Origin of the sequence: Streptomyces sp. NBC_01320 (assembly GCF_035974375.1) — a bacterium.
In the GTDB taxonomy this organism is placed as follows: Bacteria; Actinomycetota; Actinomycetes; order Streptomycetales; family Streptomycetaceae; genus Streptomyces; species Streptomyces yanii.
Window position 1 is genome coordinate 7,026,889 of sequence record NZ_CP108390.1, and the last position, 18,621, is coordinate 7,045,509.

Here is an 18,621-nt window from a genome sequence, read left to right on the forward strand (position 1 = left end):
ATCGCTTCGGTGATCGAATCGAAACACGGCCGGCCTCTCGGGAGTCTCACTCCGTGAGGGATGGGGGCGCGATGAGGCCCATGGCATATGTCAGGATTTTGGTGATTTGCACACTTTCCGCATAGGCTTGGTTCCGCAGAGTGAATACCGGGCCCAATAGCAGATCTCCGCTTGACTGGCTCGTATCCACACACTTGTAATTTCACTCGTGTCGTTCGGCCGAATCGATAACGGCCGCATCACGGGGACGCAAGAGACAGACGAGGGGCGCACATGACCGAGCTGTTCCAGCAACTGCTGGTCGAGGACGCGGACGAGGAACTCGGCTGGCAGGAGCGCGCACTGTGCGCCCAGACCGATCCCGAGTCCTTCTTCCCCGAGAAGGGCGGATCGACCCGCGAGGCCAAGAAGGTCTGCCTCGCCTGTGAAGTCCGGTCCGAATGCCTTGAGTACGCCCTTTCCAATGACGAGCGGTTCGGTATCTGGGGCGGCCTTTCCGAACGCGAGCGGCGACGTCTGAAGAAGGCCGCAGTCTGACCGCGAGGCCCGCGAGGCCCGCGAAGCAACAGACCACGGATTCACTGGAACCCCGGCCGCCCGAGCGCCACCGACCATGCTCCGGACCTCGGCCCCGATGGCCCGCCGCCTGCACCCTGCCCGCAGGCGGCGGGCCATCGCCGTGTCCGCACACTCTCGTACCGCTGCCGGCGCGGCCGCTTTGCCCGTCGCCCTCCGGGCGCCGCCGTTCGACCGCTCGGCGCCACCCCGGTTGTCCGTACCGTTAGTGTGGGGCTCCGTCCGAGACGCGCCAACGCCCCGACGGAGCGCGCGTGTACACCGATGCAGCCCCCGGGGGACGCCCCCCGGACCCGGCCGGAGGGCCCGTACCTCGATGTCCGTGCACAGCCAATCGACGGCGCCGTACGCGGCCGCCGCCCCAGAGTTCCCCCGGCACGTCGTCACCGCCGTGCTCGTCGCCCACGACGGCGCACGCTGGCTGCCCACCGTGCTGGCCGGGCTGCTCGGGCAGGAACGTCCCGTACAGCAGGTCGTCGCCGCCGACACCGGCTCCGCCGACGACTCCGCGCGGCTGGTCACCGAGGCGCTCGGCGCCGAGCGCGTCCTGCACCTCGCACGCCGTACGAGCTTCGGTACGGCTGTCGACGAGGCGGTCCGCACGGCCGGTGAACTCACCCCCGACGACCTGCCGTACCTGAAGCGCCCCAGCGGCTGGGACCCCGTCACCAGGAGCTGGCGCGACGACGCGTACGACCTGCCCGAACTGCCGCACGGCGAACCGGTGCAGTGGCTCTGGCTGCTCCACGACGACTGCGCACCCGAGCCCGACGCGCTCACCGAGCTGCTGCGCGTCGTCGAGACCGACCACCACGCCGCGATCGTCGGCCCCAAACTCCGCGGCTGGTACGACCGCAAGCAGCTCCTCGAAGTCGGCGTCTCCATCGCCAACAGCGGACGCCGCTGGACCGGACTCGACCGCCGCGAGCAGGACCAGGGCCAGCACGACCAGGTCCGTACCGTGCTCTCCGTCTCCTCCGCCGGCATGCTGATCCGCCGTGACATCTGGGAGGAACTCGGCGGTTTCGACCGCAGGCTCCCGCTGATGCGTGACGACGTCGATCTCTGCTGGCGCGCACACGCCGCGGGACACCGGGTCCTCGTCGCCCCCGACGCCGTCCTGCGGCATGCCGAGGCAGCCGCCCGGGAACGCCGCCCCATCGACTGCGCCGGACGCTCCGTTGCCTCGCCGCACCGTGTCGACAAGGCCGGCGCCGTCTACACGATGCTCGTCAACGCCCGCGGCAAGCAGCTGCCCTGGGTGCTGCTCCGGCTCGTGCTCGGCACCCTGCTCCGCACCCTCGCCTATCTGGTCGGCAAGGTGCCCGGCCAGGCGCTCGACGAGGTCGCCGGACTCTTCGGCACCCTGCTGCGCCCCGGCAGGATCTTCGCCGCCCGCCGCAGGCGCGGCAAGGGCGTCGTCGACGCGGCCGAGCTGCGCGGGCTCTTCCCACCGCCCGGTGCGACCGTCCGCGCCACCGTCGAGCAGGTCGCCGGAAACTTCGGCGGTGGGTCCGACGCCGATTCCGGCGGCTCACGGCACGGCGCCGTCGAGTCCGGACCGGGCGGTGACGACGCCGACTTCCTGGAGATCGAACAGTTCGCCCGGCTGAAGCGGATCGGCCGCAAGCCCGGCCCCGTCCTCTTCGCCGTCCTGCTCCTCGTCTCCCTCGTCGCCTGCCGCGGCCTCCTCGGCGGCGGCGCACTGGCGGGCGGCGCGCTGCTGCCCGCACCCGGGGACGTCTCCGACCTGTGGGGGCGGTACGCGGACGGCTGGCACCCGGTCGGCACCGGCGGCACCCAGACCGCACCGCCCTACCTCGCTGTGATCTCCGCCCTGTCCGCGCTGTTCCTCGGCTCGACCGGCTTCGCTCTCACGCTGCTGCTCGTCTGCTCCGTCCCGCTCGCCGGACTCACCGCGTACTTCGTGTCCCGCCCGCTGCTGGAATCACGACTGCTGCGGGCCTGGGCGAGCATCGCGTACGCCTTCCTGCCCGCCGCGACCGGCGCCCTCGCGACCGGCCGCCTCGGCACCGCCGTACTGGCGATTCTGCTTCCGCTGATCACCCGCGCTGCCGTCTCCGCAAGCGGGATGCGTGGCCATGGCGACACCCGCGGCAGCTGGCGCGCCACCTGGGCGTACACCCTGCTCCTCACCTTCGCGATGGCCTTCACGCCCATCGTCTGGCCGCTCGCTGTCGTCCTCGGCATCGGCGTCCTCGTACTGCGCCGCCACGACATCGCCGCATACGGGCTCCGCTTCCTCGCCACGATCGGCACCCCGCTGCTGGTCCTCGCCCCGTGGTCGCTGTCGCTGCTCAGCAGCCCCTCGTCGTTCCTGAGTGAGGCGGGCCTGGACTTCGGTACGGGTACGGCCTCCCCACTCGACCTGCTCGGGATCAGCCCCGGCGGCCCGAAGGCCGCGGGCGGCGTGCTGCTGCTCGGCATCGTGCTCGCGGCGCTGGCCGCGCTGCTGCGCGGGGAGCGGCAGTTCGCGATCCGTGCCGCCTGGGCCGTCGCGCTCGTCGCCCTGGTCTTCGCCGGGCTTGCCAACGGCTCCGGCTGGGCCGGGCCCGCCACCCTCGTCTACGGCATCGCGCTGATCGCCGCCGCGCTCGTCGGCGCGGACGGTGCCCGGGTAAGGGTCGCCGAGCTCAGCTTCGGCTGGCGCCAGCCCGTCGCCGCCCTGATCGCCCTCGCCGCAGTGCTGGCTCCCGCGCTGGCCGCCGCCGGCTGGATGATCGGTGGCGCCGCGGGCCCGCTGGAGCGTCGTGACCCGGTGCAGGTCCCCGCGTTCGTCGCGGAGGAGAGCAGCACCCGCGATCAGCCGCGCACCCTGGTCCTCGGCGGCAGTTCGCCCGCCTCTGTCTCGTACACCCTGGTCCGCGGCTCCGGCGCGCGGCTCGGCGACGCGGAACTGGCCGAGTCGGGCGGCTCCAACAGCCACTTGGACAAGGTGGTCGCCAACCTGGTCGCGGGCTCGGGCGCCGACCAGGGCAGCCAGCTCAGCGGCTTCGCCATCCGTTACGTACTCGTACGGGACGGCGCGCCGCGCGAGATGAGCCGGGTGCTCGACGCGACTCCGGGTCTGAGCCGGCTGAGCCAGCTCGACGGCAGCGCGCTGTGGCGCGTGGACCGTCAGGTCGCCCGCATCATGATCGTTCCGTCCGGCGCCGGCGGCGAGCAGCTGCCCGTCGGCTCGCAGCCGGTCGAGGCGCACTCCAGGATTCCCGCGGGCGGCTCCGGCCGCGTCCTGCGGATCGCCGACGCCGCGGACCCCGGCTGGACGGCCACGCTGAACGGCCGGGCCCTGACCGCCAAGACCGTGGACGGCTGGGCACAGGGCTTCGAGCTGCCCGCCGAAGGCGGCACGCTGGACCTCACGTACGAGACGCCGGTCACCCACACCGCGTGGATCTGGGCCCAGGCCGCGCTCGGCGTGGTCCTGCTGGTCCTGGCTCTGCCGGGCCGCCGCCGGGAGATCGACGACGACCTGCCCGAGGCGGACCTGACGGTTGCGGCCGAGCCGGTCGTGGGCGAGGGACGCCGGGCGCGCAGGCTGCGCGCCGCAGCGGAGGCGGAAGCGGCATCCGAGGGCGTCGAGCCGACGCCGGACGAGACAGGGCAGAACATCCCCGCGCAGCGGTCGACCGACCCGTACGCCGAGCGGTCCGAAGCGCAGGACCCGTACGCCGACCAGTCCGCGGCACAGGACCCGTACGCCCAGCGGGACGACGACGGCCTGTACGCCCCCGTACCGCAGCAACAGCAGTACGGCGAGTGGGACACCCAGCAGTACCAGGGCGCCGACTACCCGCAGTACCAGGGCGAGCAGCAGCAGGCCGCCGCCGATCCCTACCAGCAGGGCACCGCCCCGGCGTACGACCCGTACGGCTATCAGCAGCAGCAGTACGACCAGAACCAGGGTCAGTACACCCAGGAACAGGGCCAGTACGACCAGAGCCAGGACGCGTACGGCCAGGGCCAGTACAGCCAGTACGCCCCGCAGCCCCCGTACGACCCACAGGCCCCCTACACCGCACAGGGCCCGTACGACCCGCAGAACCCCGACGAGAACCCCGCCCCGGCCCGGAACCCGTGGCCGACCGGTAACGCATCGCGAGGCGAGTCCGAGTGAAGTCCACCAGCCTGTCCCTCATCGCGGGCACCGTAGCCCTCGCTGCCGTCACCGGGTTCGCCGCGCTCACCGCGCCGGGCGAGGCGGACGCAGGCGAGGCGAAAGCCGCCGCGCGGCTGCCGGTGGAGCGATCCAGTCTGCTCTGTCCGGCGCCCGGCCTCTCGGACCTCGCGGAGACGACGTACACGTCCTTCACCCCCGCGGCCGGCAGCGGCGGAGCGGCAGGCGCCGCCGACCTGATGCCGTCCGTCTCCACCACGCCGGACGCGGGCGACGACACCACGGCTGAGAAGGACGGGAAGAAGGAAGAGAGCAAGAAGGCGGAATCCGACAAGCCGGTCGTCTCCCTCAAGAAGCCCGGCACACCGGCCACCGCCGAGGCGTCCGGCTCCGACGCCCCCGCCCTGGTCGGCACCGCCACCGGCGAGCTGGCCCCCGGCTGGACCACGCAGCAGACCACCACGGTCAGTGCGGGCGCCACCCGCGGCCTGCTCGGGGTCAGCTGCACCGGCCCCGACACGAACTTCTGGTTCCCGGCCGCCAGCACGGCGAAGTCCCGCGAGGACTACGTCCACCTCACCAATCCGGACGACACGGCCGCGGTGGCCGACATCGAGCTGTACGGGCCGGACGGCTCGCTCAAGTCCGATGTGGGGGAGGGCATCACGGTCCCGGCCAGGTCCAGCGTTCCGGTCCTGATCTCCACCCTGACCAGCGAGGCGGCCGACGACGTGACCGTCCATGTCACCACGCGTACCGGCCGGGTCGGCGCCGTCGTCAGGGCAGCGGGTGACGGGACCGGCAGCGACTGGCTCGCCGCCTCCGCCGACCCGACGGGCACCCTCGTCCTCCCCGGCATCCCGGCGGACGCCACGGACGTCCGGCTGGTGGCTTTCGCCCCCGGCGAGGACGACGCCGATCTGAAGGTGAAGCTGCTGGGCAAGAACGGTGCGATCTCACCGGCCGGACACGAGGATCTTCACATCAAGTCGAACATGACCGCAGGCGTCGACCTGAAGGACGTCACCAGGGGTGAAGCGGGCTCCCTGCTGCTGACCCCGGCGGAGAGCGGACGGGCCACTCCGGTGGTGGCGGCGCTGCGCGTGGTCCGCGGCACCGGCGACAAGCGGGAGGTCGCGTACATCCCGGCGACCGGGCCGGTGGGTGCACACGCCACCGTGGCCGACAACCGGGCGAAGGGTTCGACCCTTTCCCTCACCGCTCCGGGCGCCACCGGGAAGGTGAAGGTCACGGCCTCGGCGGGCAGCGAGGGCGGCGAACAGACCGTCCAGACGTACACGGTCAAGGCCGGTACGACGATCGCTGTCACCCCGCCGGTACCGGCCGGGCTGAAGGGCGGTTACGCGCTGACGATCGAGACGGAGTCGGGCGGCCCGATCCATGCCGCGCGCACCCTGTCCCTTCCGGAGGACGGCATCCCGATGTTCACGGTGCAGACGCTGCCGGACGACGGCGGAACGGTCGAGGTACCCAACGCCGAACAGGACCTCTCGGTTCTGGACGGCTGAGCAACGGGGTCGGGGCGGGCCGAGGCCTGCCCGTCCCGACCCCAGGGCCTCTGCTCCGGATCATGCGGGGCTCGCGGGATCTGCAACCTGACCCGGACGGCAGGACCTGGTGTCCCTCGCGGCAAGCTGTGCCCCGTCGCACCGTCCGGCACGCCCTCCCCCAAGGTCTTAAGAGCCGGGGGCTCCCTTCCGCGTCGGTCAAAAGCCCTGGTGGCTCCTTCCCCAAGCTCTCGACTCCGTTCGAGCAGGGGAGACCCCGTCCGAGGACGTCCGGCCGTCCTGCGATCGCACGCACCGGACGACGCTCCTCAGGGGGCAGGCATGGCCGGTCACGGCACTAGTCCTGCCCGTAGCGCGGATCCACTGACTCCGGTGACAGCCCGAGCAACTCCGCGACCTGCTCGACCACGACCTCGTGCACCAGCAGCGCACGCTCGTCGCGGTTCTTGGTACGGATCTCGACGGGGCGCCGATAGATGACGATCTGCGCGGGCCGGTCCTTCTCCGCGGACACCGCACGCCCCAGCGGTACGGTCTCCTCCTGCGGCCCCGGCACATCGAGGACCATGAAGTCGACATCGGCCAGCTGAGGCCAGCGCCGCTCCAGCCGCTCCACCGAGTCCTGTACGAGATCACGGAAGCTCTCCGCCCTGGTGGCCGAGAGCGGCACCTGGGGCGGCGCGACGGGTCCGCGCATGCCGCGGCCATGGCGGTCACGACGGCGCGGTCGCGGCTCGGACCGAGGCTCGGACGGGTGGGGCGGCGGTACAGGACTGTCCATCACCGACGCAGCGTAACCCTCTGTGGGGCAGCCGGATCGCCCGTCACCGACAGCACAGCGGCATGTCCGCACTTGAACATTCCGGCCAAGCTTGAGTCCGTTTCAGGCCCGGTCCGCGACCGTCGATCTCCTACGTATTGACAGCTTATGCACCGAGTGGTGACCGAAATCGTTGCCGTTGCGACCTGCACTTCCCTCTTCCCGCGCAGGTCAGGCCAGTTGCCCGAAATGCGGTTGTGCCGGACGTCACAGTGCGACACGGTGGGGTGACCTGAGGGAGAGTCGTCGCAGCCCGCTCAAGAGTGCGGTACCGTCCAACATCGTGAGCCCTGTACGTCGCTGTTCGCGCACCGCGTGCGGCCGCCCTGCCGTCGCGACACTGACGTACGTCTATGCCGACTCGACTGCGGTCCTCGGCCCGCTCGCCACCTACGCCGAGCCCCACTGCTACGACCTCTGTGCCGAGCACAGTGAGCGACTGACCGCGCCACGCGGCTGGGAAGTCGTCCGGCTCACCGATCCCTCCGCGCCCACGCGCCCCAGCGGTGACGACCTCGAAGCGCTCGCCAACGCCGTGCGGGAAGCGGCGCGTCCGCACGACCGCGCGGCGGAGGCCAGAGGCGGCGGCCCGCACGCCGCGGACCCGATGGAGGTCGCGCGCCGCGGTCACCTGCGGGTCCTGCGCTCACCCGACTCCTGAGGCGGTCGACCGCCGAACGACCGCATCCCCCCGAGGGCCCGCGGACCGGCCGGGTAGTTTGGGCGGTCCGCAGAAATCTCAGGAGGACCGGCCCGTGACTGCTGATCTGTCGCAGATCGTGAAGGCGTACGACGTGCGCGGAGTCGTGCCCGACCAGTGGGACGAATCGCTGGCCGAGCAGTTCGGGGCGGCGTTCGTCGAGGTGACGGACGCGGAGGCGGTCGTGATCGGCCACGACATGCGCCCGTCCTCGCCCGGCCTCTCGGCGGCGTTCGCGCGCGGCGCGGCGGCACGGGGTGCGGACGTCACCCTCATCGGTCTGTGCTCGACCGACCAGCTGTACTTCGCCTCCGGCAGCCTCGGCCTGCCCGGTGCGATGTTCACGGCCTCGCACAACCCGGCGCAGTACAACGGAATCAAGCTGTGCCGGGCCGGCGCCGCGCCGGTCGGCCAGGACACCGGGCTGGCCGAGATCCGCGCCCTGATCGAGAAGTGGGCCGAGCAGGGCGTACCGCAGCCGGTCGCCACCGCCGGCACCGTCACGGACCGCGACACCCTCACCGACTACGCGGCCCACCTGCGGTCCCTGGTCGACCTGACGGCCATCCGCCCGCTGAAGGTCGTGGTCGACGCGGGCAACGGCATGGGCGGCCACACCGTCCCCACCGTCTTCGGGGGACTCCCGCTCGACGTCGTCCCCATGTACTTCGAACTGGACGGCACGTTCCCCAACCACGAGGCCAACCCCCTCGACCCGAAGAACCTCGTCGACCTCCAGGCCCGGGTGCTGGCCGAAGGCGCCGACCTGGGCCTCGCCTTCGACGGCGACGCGGACCGCTGCTTCGTCGTCGACGAACACGGCGCGGGCGTCTCCCCGTCCGCGATCACCGCCCTGGTCGCGGCGCGTGAGCTCGCCCGCCACGGCGGCAAGGGCACCGTGATCCACAACCTGATCACGTCCTGGTCGGTCCCCGAGGTGGTCCGCGAACACGGCGGCACCCCAGTCCGTACCCGCGTCGGCCACTCCTTCATCAAGGCGGAGATGGCCGAACACGGCGCGATCTTCGGCGGCGAACACTCCGCGCACTACTACTTCCGCGACTTCTGGAACGCCGATACGGGGATGCTCGCCGCCCTCCACGTCCTCGCCGCCCTCGGCGGCCAGCCGGGCCCGCTCTCCGAACTGGTCGCCCAGTACGACCGCTACACCGGCTCCGGAGAGATCAACTCCACGGTCGACGACCAGCCGGCCCGCACGGCGGTGGTACGCGCATCCTTCGAGGCGCGCGAGGGCATCACGCTCGACGAACTGGACGGCCTGACGGTCACGGCACCGGACTGGTGGTTCAACCTCCGGGCCTCCAACACGGAACCCCTCCTGCGCCTGAACGTCGAGGCACGCGACGAGGGGACGATGAAGGCGGTACGCGACGAGGTCCTGGCCCTGGTCCGCGCGTAGGACCACTCCCGGCCCTCATGGGCGAGCCTTCGGCCCGCCCGGCGTTCGAGAACCGGACGGGGGCCGGGACGGAGCACCGGTTCCGGGAAGGGGCGAGCCCGCCGCAGGCGCACCACCCGTAGGCCCCGACCCGCACAGCAACCCCACGCACACCACATCGCCCCACCCGCCCCACCGGCTCCGGGCCGGGCCGCGCCGCGCCTCCGCCACCCCGGCGGTAGGCTGACGACGCCTGATCCGCGTGAACCGAACACACACGTTCGAATGCTCGAAGGGACCCACCCCATGCCGCTCGAAGCCGGCCTCCTGGAGATCCTCGCCTGCCCGGCCTGCCACTTCCCGCTGGACGACCGCACGGCAGCCGACAGCCCCGAGCTGGTCTGCACCGGCACGGACTGCGGCCTGGCCTACCCGGTACGGGACGGCATCCCCGTCCTCCTCGTCGACGAGGCCCGCCGCCCCGCGTAACAGCGAGTCACGGGACCGCCGCCACCCACCACACCGGCGACCCCGCCCCGTACACCGCAGACCTCACGCTGAGCAGCACTTGATCGGAGGCCCGTCCCCATGCTCGACGAGTCGTTGCTCGACGCCCCGGAAGCACTGGCCCGAGCCGACCGCCGCGGTCTGCTCCGTGGCGCCGCCGAGGCCGGGGCGCGCGTCCGTACCGCCGCCCGGCACGCCGCGGAGGCCGGGATCACCGAACTGACCCCGGAGGGCCGCCCCCGCGCCGTCCTGGTCGCCGGCTCCGGTACCGCCGCATTCGGCGTCGCCGACCTGATCGCCGCACTGGCGGGCGCCTCGGCCCCCGTCACCCGTATCCCCCCTACCGGCGTCGCACCCGCGGCGGGCGCGATGCGCTGGACGCTCCCCGGCTGGGCCGGCTCCGTCGACCTGCTGCTGATCGCCACGGCCGACGGCACCGAACCGGGCCTCGCCCTCCTCGCCGAACAGGCGTACCGGCGCGGCTGCACGGTCGTCGCCGTCGCCCCGCACGGGTCCCCGCTGCGCGAGGCGGTCGACGGGGTGCACGGACTCGTCGTACCGATGGCGTCCGCCCCGCACGGCGAGTATGACGCCGAGACCTCGGCCGCGGGCCCCGGCACGCTCTGGGCCCTGTTCACCCCGCTGCTCGCCCTGCTCGACCGGGTCGGCCTGGTCACGGCAACCCCCGAGGCGCTGCAGAGCGTCGCCGACCGTCTCGACCGCACCGCCGAACGCTGCGGCCCGGCCATTGCCACGTACAGCAACCCGGCCAAGACCCTCGCTGCCGAACTCGCCGACAGCCTGCCCCTCATCTGGACGGAGGGCGACGCCGCAGGACCTGTCGGGCGACGCTTCGCCACCGTCCTCGCCGAACTGTCCGGCCGCCCGGCCATCTCCGCCGAACTCCCCGAGGCGCTCCCCGCCCACGGGGCACTGCTGGCGGGCGCCTTCGCCGCCGGAGCCGACCCCGACGACTTCTTCCGCGACCGGGTCGACGAGACCGAGCCCCTGCACGCCCGGGTCGTCCTGCTCAGGGACCGGCCCACCGGCGGCCTGAGCGCCGCCCCGGCCGCTCGCGAACTCGCCCTCGGCCACGACACGGCGATCAGCGAACTCGAACCGGAGGAGGGCACGGCGCTCGAAGCCCTCGCCGAACTCCTCGCAGTCACCGACTTCGCCGCGGTCTACCTGTCCCTGGCGTCGGCGACTCACCCCTGAACCGCTCCACCACATCGCACGATCCCCGCATCTCACGAGGACGAAAAATCTCCATGGACCGGCTCTCCAACACCGTGCGCCCTTACGCATGGGGCTCCACCACCGCCATCCCCGAACTGCTCGGCGTCGCTCCCACCGGCGAGCCCCAGGCCGAGATGTGGGTGGGCGCCCACCCCGGAGCCCCCTCCCGCCTCACCCGTACCGCAGGCACCGAGCAGCCCCTCACCGACATCATCGCCGCCGACCCCGAGCGCGAACTGGGCCCGGCCACCGTCGAGAAGTTCGGCCCCCGCCTCCCCTTCCTCCTCAAGCTGCTCGCCGCGGGCGCCCCCCTCTCCCTCCAGGTCCACCCCGACCTCACGCAGGCCAAGAAGGGGTACGAGGACGAGGAGCGCCGGTCCGTCCCGATCGACGCACCCCACCGCACGTACAAGGACGCCAACCACAAGCCCGAACTGATCTGCGCGCTCACTCCCTTCGAAGGTCTCTGCGGCTTCCGCCGGCCCACCGAGGCTGCCGAGGCGATGGCGGTGCTCGGCGTCGACTCCCTCAAGCCGTACGTCGATCTGCTCGGAGCCCACCCCGAAGAGGCGGCGCTCCGCGAAGTGCTCACGGCGATCCTCACCGCCGACCCCGCGGAGATGGCGGAGACGGTCACCGAGGCGGCCGCCGCCGCCGAACGCCTCGGCGGCGCCCACGCCCCGTACGCCCGCATCGCACACCACTTCCCCGGCGACCCGGGTGTCATCGCTGCGATGCTGCTGAACCACGTGCAACTCCAGCCCGGTGAAGCCCTGTTCCTCGGCGCCGGCGTCCCGCACGCCTACCTCGGCGGCCTCGGTGTCGAGATCATGGCCAACTCGGACAATGTGCTGCGCTGCGGACTGACGCCCAAGCACATCGACGTCCCCGAACTCCTCGGCATCGTCCGCTTCGAGGCGACCGACCCCGGCATCCTGCGCCCCGAGGCGTCTCCCTCCGGCGAGGAGCTGTACGAGACCCCGGTCGACGAATTCCGGCTGTCGCGCTACGACCTCTCGCCCGGCGCCGCCCCCGTGGACCTGACCAGGTCCGCCCCGCAGATCCTGCTCTGCACCGCCGGTGCGCCCCGCGTCGGCACGCTCGACCTCGCCCCCGGCGGCTCGGTCTTCGTGCCCTCGGACGAATCGGTCGAAGCGTCCGGTACCGGCACACTGTTCCGCGCCACAGTGGTGGCCTGACGTACCGTCCGAATCAGCGGCTGCAACAATGTCCGGCCGTACCGCGGCGCCAGGGCCGCAGCATTGACGAAGGGACACCAGGCACCCATGAGTGCGTCAGGCGGAACCAAGGCGATCGTGGCGGCACTCGGCGCCAATCTCGCGATCGCAGTGGCCAAATTCGTGGCGTTCCTGTTCAGTGGCTCGTCGTCGATGCTCGCGGAGAGCGTCCACTCGATCGCCGACTCGGGCAACCAGGGGCTGCTGCTGCTCGGCGGCAAGAAGGCCCAGCGCGAAGCCACCCCCCAGCACCCCTTCGGCTACGGCCGTGAGCGCTACATCTACGCCTTCCTCGTCTCCATCGTCCTGTTCTCGGTCGGTGGCATGTTCGCGGTGTACGAGGGCTACGAGAAGATTCGGCACCCGCACGAGATCGAGGCCTGGTACTGGCCGGTCGGCGTACTGGTCTTCGCGATCATCGCGGAGGGCTTCTCCTTCCGGACCGCCATCAAGGAGTCAAACGAGACTCGCGGCAAACTCACCTGGATCCAGTTCGTCCGCCGGGCCAAGGCCCCCGAGCTCCCCGTCGTCCTCCTGGAGGACCTCGGCGCCCTGATCGGTCTGGTCCTCGCCCTCGGCGGCGTGGGCCTGGCCATCGCGACCGGCGACGGTGTCTGGGACGGCATCGGCACCCTCTGCATCGGCACCCTGCTGATCATCATCGCGATCGTCCTCGCTGCCGAGACGAAGTCGCTGCTGCTCGGTGAAGCCGCCGGCACCGACCAGGTCGACAAGATCAAGGCCGCAGTCGTCGACGGCGAAACCGTCACCCGCATCATCCATATGCGTACGCTCCACCTCGGCCCGGAGGAACTGCTGGTCGCCGCGAAGATCGCCGTCCAGCACGACGACACCGCCACCGAGGTCGCCAACGCCATCAACGCCGCCGAGGCCCGCATCCGCGAAGCGGTCCCGATCGCCCGGGTCATCTACCTGGAACCGGACATCTTCAACGAGGCGGCCGCCGCGGCGGGCACCAATCCGGCCACGGCCCCCGACGCCGACCCGGCCGATTCCGGCCACTGACCCTCCCGATCCCTCGTCCGACCGCTCCCGGCCCCGAGTGGGCTGGGAGCGACTGGGCCGATCGGTGTAGATTCGATGACAGTGTCAGACGTCGCTGCTGATGGCGGTCGGCCGCTCCGCTCCTGCGGACCGGGCGAGGGAGAGAGGGCCTCCGACGGACTGCGCTGCGAGCGCCCGGGCATTCGTGTGCCCGACGCCGCAGAGCCAGCCCTACCCACCCTCGACCCCATTACGAGGAGCAGCCCGTTATGACGACGGTCGCCAATCGACAGGACTTCAAGGTCGCCGACCTCTCCCTCGCGGAGTTCGGCCGCAAGGAGATCACGCTCGCCGAGCACGAGATGCCCGGCCTGATGTCGATCCGCAAGGAGTACGCCGCCTCGCAGCCGCTGGCCGGCGCCCGCATCACCGGCTCGCTGCACATGACGGTGCAGACCGCCGTGCTTATCGAGACCCTGGTCGCCCTCGGTGCCCAGGTCCGCTGGGCCTCCTGCAACATCTTCTCCACCCAGGACCACGCCGCCGCGGCCATCGCCGTCGGCCCGAACGGCACCCCGGACGCCCCTGCCGGTGTCCCGGTCTTCGCCTGGAAGGGCGAGACGCTGGAAGAGTACTGGTGGTGCACGGAGCAGGCCCTGACCTGGCCGAACACCCCCACCGGCGGCCCGAACATGATCCTCGACGACGGTGGCGACGCCACCCTCCTCGTCCACAAGGGCGTCGAGTTCGAGAAGGCCGGATCGGCCCCGGACCCGTCGACCGCGGACAGCGAGGAGTACGGCCACATCCTCACCCTGCTGAACCGCACCCTCGGCGAGGCCCCGCAGAAGTGGACCCAGCTGGCGTCCGAGATCCGCGGCGTCACCGAGGAGACCACGACCGGTGTGCACCGGCTGTACGAGATGCACCGCGACGGCACCCTCCTCTTCCCGGCGATCAACGTCAACGACGCCGTCACCAAGTCCAAGTTCGACAACAAGTACGGCTGCCGCCACTCCCTGATCGACGGCATCAACCGTGCCACCGACGTCCTGATCGGCGGCAAGACCGCCGTCGTCTGCGGCTACGGCGACGTGGGCAAGGGCTGCGCGGAGTCCCTGCGCGGCCAGGGTGCCCGCGTGATCATCACCGAGATCGACCCGATCTGCGCGCTGCAGGCGGCGATGGACGGCTACCAGGTCGCCACCCTCGACGACGTCGTCGCCCAGGCCGACATCTTCGTCACCACGACGGGCAACAAGGACATCATCATGGCCGCCGACATGGCCAAGATGAAGCACCAGGCGATCGTCGGGAACATCGGCCACTTCGACAACGAGATCGACATGGCGGGTCTCGCCAAGATCGACGGCATCGTCAAGGACGAGGTCAAGCCGCAGGTCCACACGTGGACGTTCCCCGACGGCAAGGTCATCATCGTGCTGTCCGAGGGCCGCCTGCTGAACCTCGGCAACGCCACGGGCCACCCCTCGTTCGTCATGTCCAACTCGTTCGCGGACCAGACCCTGGCCCAGATCGAGCTGTTCACCAAGCCCGAGGAGTACCCGACCGACGTCTACGTGCTGCCCAAGCACCTCGACGAGAAGGTCGCACGCCTCCACCTCGCCGCACTCGGCGTGAAGCTCACGACGCTCCGCCCCGAGCAGGCCGCCTACATCGGTGTCGAGGTCGAAGGCCCGTACAAGCCCGACCACTACCGCTACTGATCCGGCGCTGATCCCGTCCGTCAGCAGCGCAGATCGCCGCAGCCGGTGACCGGTCCAGAACGGCCCTGACGGACGGACCAGCCCCACCTTCAGCAGCAGATACGAGCGCAGGCCCCCGCACCCCCGTGTCGGGGGCCTGCGCCGTACCGCACCCGCACAGCCCGAGGAACCCGAAGGACCCCATGCCCCGCGGCCGTTATTCGCTCCACGATCCCCACGACCACACCCCCCTCGGCCAAGAGCACTTCCAGTGCGCCCCGGGCCCCTCCGGCTGGCGCTACGTCTCCCGGACCACCGCCCCCTCGGGCGATCACCTGGGCTCCGTCGACCTCACCCTCGATGAACTCGGCCGCCCCCTTCGCCTCGAACTCCACGCCGCGAGCTGGCAGATCCGAGGAGCCGCCCTCGAAGGCGTCACCTGGGTCCGCACCGACCCGACCGGAACCCATGCCACCGAAGGCAATGTCCGCGCCCACGCCTTCACCGGCACCTCCCCCGCTTTCCTCGTCGCGACCTCACGGCTGCTGCGCCTCACCCCCGGTTCCCCCGCGACTCGCGTCCGCCTCGTCGCCTTCACGGACCCGGTCCTCGCTCCCCGTACCGTCGACCAGTCCTGGGCCCTGGTGAACAGTGAAGCGCACGCCACTGACAGCGGCCCCTTGATGGTGGACGAATACCAGGTCAGCGCCCTGGACACGGGCGAACAGCACACCGTCCACATTGCCGGCGACGTGGTCCTCTCGGCCCCCGGCATCGAGCTCGAAGAGCTGGAATCCCCGCCCTCCCCTCGCTAATGCCCCTCGTGGCAGGCTGTGCCCCGTCGCACCGTCCGGCACGCCTTCCCCCAAGGCATTGAGGGCCAGGGGGACCCCCTTCCGCGTCGGTCAAAAGCCCTGGTGGCTCCTTCCCCAAGCTCTCCACTCCGTTCGAGCAGGGGAGACCCCGTCCAAGGACGTCCGGCCGCCTTGCGATCGCACGCACCGGACGACGCTCCTCATGGGCCAAACATTGCCGGTCACGGCACTAAGCAGGCGGCGCGAACCCGGTGCCCGGAGTCCGCACCGCAGACCCGTCCGTCCCGGAAACCCCAGAAGCCCCAGGGTTAGCAGGCCCCACAGGGGCCACCCACTCCATGGGCCCCGACGCAGCCCTCACGCCCCCCGCGCCCTCCACGCCGCTCTGTCCGTCCACAGGCGGACCCGCGACCTCCGGGGAAACCCTCTGCGCAGCGGCGAGCACCCGCCGCGCATCCCGTGCCTGGCGCTCGTTCACCACGCCGGCCAGATACGCCGCAGCCGGTACCCCTTCCGGAACGGGAACCCCCGTACGGGTCGCCAGCTCCCCACTCAGCCGCGTGGCCATCGACCACCCCACCTCCGCATCGAGCTGGTCCATCCGCGTCAGGTACTGCCGTATCGCCAGCCACAACTCGTCCGGCACCGCCGACAGATCAAGCGCGGCGAACCGGCCGACCAACCACGGCGGCGGAGGCGGCACGGCGACTCCCCGCCCCGCCGGCACCCGTTCCCGTACGACGAGCGTCCCCGCGAAGACATCCCCGAGCCGCCGCCCCCGCGCCGACACCAGCGACGCGATGGATGCGACGACCCCGAGCGTCATCAGAATCTCGACGACCCCCATCACCCCGCGCACCAGCGCGTGCCGGAACCGGATCGGCCCGCCGTCGTCCCGCACCACCCGCAGCCCGCATGCCAGCTTCCCCAGCGAACGGCCGTGGCTGAGCGTCTCCACCGCTATGGGCCCGCCCACCAGCACGAGCAGAAACGTGGCGACGGCAATGGCCGCACTCGCCGCCTCGTCCAGCGTGACCGTCGCGACGGTCAGCCCGATCGACACCAGGATGAATACCGTCCACACCACGACAAGATCGATCGCCAGAGCCAGCGCCCGACTCGGCAGTTTCGCCGGCCTCAGCCCCAGCACGACCGCGTCCCCGGTCACAAGCTCACTCATTGCCGCCCACCCTTCGCCGACCTTCCGTGCCCCTCGGGAGCTCAGTCTGCCAAGCTGACCCGCAGCGCGCCGCAGTAGTACGGACCCGTACGCACCCATGCCTGGAGCAGCAGCCGACCATGGATCTCGACGTCTTCGTGACAGCCCACCGCACCGAGTGGGACCGCCTGGAACACCTCCTGCACCGCGGGCGCCGTCTCACCGGCACCGAAGCCGACGAACTCGTCGCCCTCTATCAGCGGACGGCCACCCATCTCTCACTGATCCAGTCCAGCGCCCCGGACCCGATGCTCACCGCGCGCCTCACCCAGCTCGTGGCCCGCGCCCGGTCCACCGTGACGGGCACCCGCCGGGCCACCTGGCGCGACGCCACCCGCTTCCTGACTGCTGGTTTTCCCGCAGCCGTCTACCGCTCCAGACACTGGTGGATACCCACGGCCGTCCTCTCGACGCTCCTGGCCGCACTCATGGGCTGGTGGATCGGCACCCACCCGGAGGTCCAGGCGGCGATCGCCGCCCCGGAAGACCTCCGCCGCATGACCAGCCCCGGAGGGGAGTACGAGACGTACTACTCCAGCCACCCGGCCGCTTCGTTCGCCGCCCAGGTCTGGACGAACAATGCTCAGGCGGCCGCGATGTGTCTGGTCCTGGGGGCGTTCCTCTGCTTGCCGGTGATCGGGATCCTCTTCGTGAACGTACTCAACCTCGCAGTCGGCATCGGTCTGATGTCGTCGGCCGGCCGACTCGACACCTTCCTCGGCCTGGTCCTCCCGCACGGTCTGCTCGAACTCACCGCGGTATTCGTTGCAGCCGGTACAGGCCTCCGCCTCGGCTGGACGGTCATCGATCCCGGCCCGCAGACCCGCCGCTCCGCCCTCGCCCAGCAAGGCCGAGCCGCCATCGGCATGGCCATCGGTCTGGCCCTGGTCCTGTTCGTCTCGGGCGTGATCGAAGGCTTCGTCACCCCATCGGGCCTCCCCACCTGGGCCCGTATCGCCATCGGGATCGCGGCCGAGCTGGCGTTTCTCGCGTACGTCTACATACTCGGCGGCCGAGCGGCCCGAGCCGGCGAGGCAGGAGACCTCGACGCCACCGAGCGGAGCGCCGAGCTCCCGACCGCCGCCTGATGTGCGTACGACCTCGCTGACCTGCTAGTCTCCTCCTCGCCCCAAAAAAACCATTGACATGGTGGACATGGGGAGGTAGATTTTAACGGTTGAGTCGGACTGGACAGGTTCGAGTGCAACCGGTATTATCTACCTCGCTCTCAACGGAGACGGAGTCTCCGCAGAGCCATTGATTCTCTTATGTCGAGTAACGAAGCCGATTAGATCGGCCGAAATACTTCTGATAAAGTCGGATCCGCCGAAAGGCAAAGGCCACTCCAAAGGCCACCGGAATCAAATTCGGACCGGAAACGGAAACGAAAAAGACTCTGGTAAGGTTGGAACCGCCGGAAAGGGAAACGCGAAAGCGAAGAACTGGAAAGCGGAACCCGCTTCGGCCGGGAATCGGACACGAAAGAGTCTGATAGAGTCGGAAACGCAAGACCGAAGGGAAAAGCCCGGAGGAAAGCCCGAGAGGGTGAGTACAAAGGAAGCGTCCGTTCCTTGAGAACTCAACAGCGTGCCAAAAGTCAACGCCAGATATGTTGATACCCCGGCCTGTTTCGGCAGGTTCGAGGTTCCTTTGAAAGTCCTGTCGGGCCTCACGGTTCCGGTAGGCAATTACACAGCGAGGACGCTGTGAACGATCGGTCCTATTCCGAC

At 70.7% G+C, this 18,621-nt stretch carries 14 protein-coding genes; 12 read left to right on the forward strand and 2 right to left on the reverse strand.

Translation table 11 applies throughout. The annotated features are described in order from the left end of the window. Positions 1-273 precede the first annotated feature (273 nt). From OG395_RS32030 to OG395_RS32040, 3 genes are all read left to right on the forward strand, one after another. Positions 274-537, forward strand: a complete 264-nt coding sequence (locus OG395_RS32030) for a WhiB family transcriptional regulator (RefSeq protein ID WP_030927001.1) — start codon at positions 274-276, stop codon at positions 535-537. Positions 538-892: 355 nt separating this feature from the next. Then, positions 893-4,714 (forward strand): glycosyltransferase family 2 protein, encoded by a 3,822-nt coding sequence (locus OG395_RS32035; protein WP_327246027.1) that lies wholly within the window; start codon positions 893-895, stop codon positions 4,712-4,714. After that, entirely contained in the window at positions 4,711-6,243 is a 1,533-nt protein-coding gene (locus OG395_RS32040) for a DUF5719 family protein (RefSeq protein ID WP_327246028.1), read from the forward strand. Before OG395_RS32035 ends, OG395_RS32040 begins: the two co-directional genes overlap by 4 nt. Positions 6,244-6,580: 337 nt before the next feature. Here the strand turns inward: OG395_RS32040 and OG395_RS32045 are convergent, their stop codons facing one another. Next, positions 6,581-7,024, reverse strand: a complete 444-nt coding sequence (locus tag OG395_RS32045; RefSeq protein WP_327249520.1) for a metallopeptidase family protein — start codon at positions 7,022-7,024, stop codon at positions 6,581-6,583. Positions 7,025-7,346: 322 nt separating this feature from the next. Here OG395_RS32045 and OG395_RS32050 point away from each other — a divergent pair, with 322 nt between their 5' ends. The 8 genes from OG395_RS32050 (at position 7,347) to OG395_RS32085 (ending at position 15,672) form a co-directional block, all read left to right on the forward strand. Continuing rightward, positions 7,347-7,724, forward strand: a complete 378-nt coding sequence (locus OG395_RS32050) for a DUF3499 domain-containing protein (protein WP_266984962.1) — start codon at positions 7,347-7,349, stop codon at positions 7,722-7,724. A gap of 94 nt (positions 7,725-7,818) precedes the next feature. Further along, complete coding sequence (locus tag OG395_RS32055) at positions 7,819-9,183, forward strand: phosphomannomutase/phosphoglucomutase (RefSeq protein ID WP_327246029.1); 1,365 nt, start codon at positions 7,819-7,821, stop codon at positions 9,181-9,183. A 285-nt stretch (positions 9,184-9,468) separates the two neighbouring features. Further along, positions 9,469-9,651 (forward strand): Trm112 family protein, encoded by a 183-nt coding sequence (locus tag OG395_RS32060; protein WP_266984966.1) that lies wholly within the window; start codon positions 9,469-9,471, stop codon positions 9,649-9,651. Between the two features lie 99 nt (positions 9,652-9,750). Continuing rightward, on the forward strand, positions 9,751-10,887 hold the full coding sequence (locus tag OG395_RS32065) for an SIS domain-containing protein (RefSeq protein WP_327246030.1): 1,137 nt from the start codon (positions 9,751-9,753) through the stop codon (positions 10,885-10,887). 53 nt (positions 10,888-10,940) lie between these two features. Then, positions 10,941-12,107, forward strand: a complete 1,167-nt coding sequence (manA, locus tag OG395_RS32070) for a mannose-6-phosphate isomerase, class I (protein WP_327246031.1) — start codon at positions 10,941-10,943, stop codon at positions 12,105-12,107. An 87-nt stretch (positions 12,108-12,194) separates the two neighbouring features. Then, positions 12,195-13,172, forward strand: coding sequence for a cation diffusion facilitator family transporter (locus tag OG395_RS32075; RefSeq protein WP_327246032.1), 978 nt, complete (start codon positions 12,195-12,197; stop codon positions 13,170-13,172). A 248-nt stretch (positions 13,173-13,420) separates the two neighbouring features. Next, on the forward strand, positions 13,421-14,878 hold the full coding sequence (ahcY, locus tag OG395_RS32080) for an adenosylhomocysteinase (RefSeq protein WP_327246033.1): 1,458 nt from the start codon (positions 13,421-13,423) through the stop codon (positions 14,876-14,878). A gap of 182 nt (positions 14,879-15,060) precedes the next feature. Beyond that, positions 15,061-15,672: a hypothetical protein gene (locus OG395_RS32085; protein ID WP_327246034.1), complete on the forward strand. Its 612-nt coding sequence runs from the start codon at positions 15,061-15,063 to the stop codon at positions 15,670-15,672. A gap of 229 nt (positions 15,673-15,901) precedes the next feature. Here the strand turns inward: OG395_RS32085 and OG395_RS32090 are convergent, their stop codons facing one another. Beyond that, positions 15,902-16,852: an RDD family protein gene (locus OG395_RS32090; RefSeq protein WP_327246035.1), complete on the reverse strand. Its 951-nt coding sequence runs from the start codon at positions 16,850-16,852 to the stop codon at positions 15,902-15,904. 119 nt (positions 16,853-16,971) lie between these two features. Here OG395_RS32090 and OG395_RS32095 point away from each other — a divergent pair, with 119 nt between their 5' ends. Next, positions 16,972-17,979, forward strand: a complete 1,008-nt coding sequence (locus OG395_RS32095) for a stage II sporulation protein M (protein ID WP_327246036.1) — start codon at positions 16,972-16,974, stop codon at positions 17,977-17,979. The last annotated feature ends 642 nt before the right edge of the window (positions 17,980-18,621 follow it).